The sequence below is a fragment of the Micrococcus sp. HMSC31B01 genome, from assembly GCF_001816085.1.
GTDB classification, from domain to species: domain Bacteria; phylum Actinomycetota; class Actinomycetes; order Actinomycetales; family Micrococcaceae; genus Micrococcus; species Micrococcus luteus.
On record NZ_KV825323.1, the window covers coordinates 1 to 2277 of the forward strand.

Annotated in this window: 1 protein-coding gene; it reads right to left on the reverse strand. The window is 72.9% G+C overall.

Annotated features, from left to right (window positions below):
* Nucleotides 1-35: 35 nt before the first annotated feature.
* Nucleotides 36-2159 (reverse strand): acyl-CoA dehydrogenase family protein, encoded by a 2124-nt coding sequence (locus tag HMPREF3105_RS10245; protein ID WP_044658927.1) that lies wholly within the window; start codon nucleotides 2157-2159, stop codon nucleotides 36-38.
* Nucleotides 2160-2277: the final 118 nt, after the last annotated feature.

Below are 2277 nucleotides of genomic sequence, written 5' to 3' on the forward strand. Positions count from 1 at the left end.
GACGGGGGCCCGTGTGCGTCCGGGGACGGCCACGGTCAGCCGCGGCGACCCCGCGCCGCCTTCTCGCGGGCGCGCACGGCCTTCTCATCCTCCGGCTCCTCGCCGGCGGCCCGGCGGGCCGTGAACCAGGCGTGGGCCTCCTCCTGGCGCTGGGTCTCGGCGTCCGTGGCCACCGCCATGCGCAGGTGCTCGGGCTCGAGGCCGAACGACTCGACGAGCTCGAGGGCGAAGGGGCGCAGCCGCTCGGCCAGCCGGTTGACGTAGCCGCGCAGGGCCCGGGCGCGCTGGCTCGAGACGCGGCCGTGGGCCACGAACCAGCCGAGGTCGTCCTCGATGAGGCGCAGCGCGAACAGGTCGCGCAGCCACGTCAGGACGGTCTTCGTGGTCTCATCCGTGATGCCCTCCAGGGCGCGGGTGAAGGCCTCCCACTGCAGAAGCTCGCCGTGGTTGCGGGCGGCCTCGATGAGCTCGTGCTGGCGCGTGTTGAACGCCTCCGCCTGCGCCGCCTGGCCCTTGCCCCGGGCCCCCGAGAGGGTGCCGGCGATGTCGGCGGTCTTGGCACGGACGCGCTCGGTGAGCAGCTCATGCTGGACGGCGGGGTCCTTGAACCAGTTCGCCGAGCGGCGCTCGGACCCGCCGTCGGCCACGGACTGGACGGCCTTGTGCAGGCCCGCACGGTGGAGGGCGTCCGAGGCCTGATGGACCACGTAGCGGGAGACGGCGCCCACATTGAGACGTCCGAACTCCTTCGAGTAGTCGGTCAGCAGACGCTTGCCCACGAGCTGCAGGAGCACCGTGTTGTCGCCCTCGAACGTGACGTACACGTCCAGGTCGGCGCGCATCTGGGCCACCCGGTTCTCGGCGAGGAACCCGGCGCCGCCGCACGCCTCGCGGGCCTCCTGCAGGGTGTCCAGGGCGTGCCACGTGGTCAGCGGCTTCACGGCCGCGGCGAGCGTCTCGAGCTCCTGCCGGTCCACGTCCGTGTCGGAGCGGCCCGAGAAGACGTCGTCGAACTTCTCGACGAGCTCGTTGGAGGCGAAGGCGTCCGCGTAGGCGCGGGCCAGGCGGTCGATGAGGCGGCGCTGGTGGTTCTGGTAGTCCAGCAGCACCTCCTCCCGCTGCGGGTCGGAGGCCTTGAACTGGCGGCGCTGCTCCGCGTAGGCCAGCGCACCGTGCAGGCCGAGGAAGGAGGCCGTGGTGGCGGCGAGGGACAGGGAGACGCGGCCCTGGACGAGCGTGCCGAGCATCGTGAAGAAGCGACGCCCGGGGGAGGCGATGGGCGAGGAGTAGGTGCCGTCCTCGGCCACGTCGCCGTAGCGGTTGAGGAGGTTGGTGCGCGGGATGCGGACCTGAGTGAAGTGCAGACGGCCGTTGTCGATGCCGTTCAGTCCGCCCTTGAGGCCGTCGTCCTCGCCGCCCACGCCGGGCAGGAAGGCGCCCTCCTCGTCCCGGATGGGGACGTAGAAGCAGTGCACGCCGTGGTTGACGCCCCGGGTGATCAGCTGCGCGAAGACCGTGGCCGCCCTGCCGTGCAGCGCGGCGTTGCCGAGGTAGTCCTTCCAGGCGCCCTTGAACGGGGTGTGGATGACGAACTCCTGGGTCGCCTCGTCGTACGTGGCGGTCGTCGCGATCGAGGCGACGTCCGAGCCGTGCCCGATCTCGGTCATGGCGAAGGCGCCCGGGACGCTCAGGTCCATCGCGCCCGGCAGCCACCGGCGGTGGTGCTCCGCGGTGCCCAGGTGCAGGATCGCCGAGCTGAACAGGCCCCACTGCACACCGGCCTTGATCTGCAGGGAGGGGTCGGCGAGCACGAGGTCACCGAAGGCGGCGAGGTTGCCGCCGTGGTTGTCCTCGCCGCCGAACTCGCGCGGGAAGGCGCGGTGGACCGCGTTGCGCTCCACGAGGACGCCCAGCTGCCGCAGGACGCGGGCGCGGTGCTCGTCCATGCCGAGCAGCGGGTCGCGCCACAGGGCGGGATCCTTGACCAGTTCGCGGGATTCGCGGCGCTCCGCGGCCCAGCGGCCGAGGAGGGCCTCCTCGAGGGCCGCGGCGTCGAGGGAGCCGGGCGTCGGCCGCTCGGGCGCGATCTCGGCGACGTCGGAGGGAACCTCGGTGCTGGGCGTCGAGGACTGGGGGGCGAGCTTCTCGTGGACGGTCATGACGATGCTCCTGTTCGTGAGTGGGGGCGGGCGCGGTCGGCGTCCGCCGCCGCGGGTTCGAGGGCGGCGCCGGGCGCGGCGCCGATGAGGCCGGTGAGCAGCCAGTCGGCGATGGCGC

What these genes read in the sequence shown, in the direction of transcription:
- HMPREF3105_RS10245 (WP_044658927.1), bottom strand. Translation starts at nt 2,159, where the DNA reads ATGACCGTCCACGAGAAGCTCGCCCCCCAGTCCTCGACGCCCAGCACC.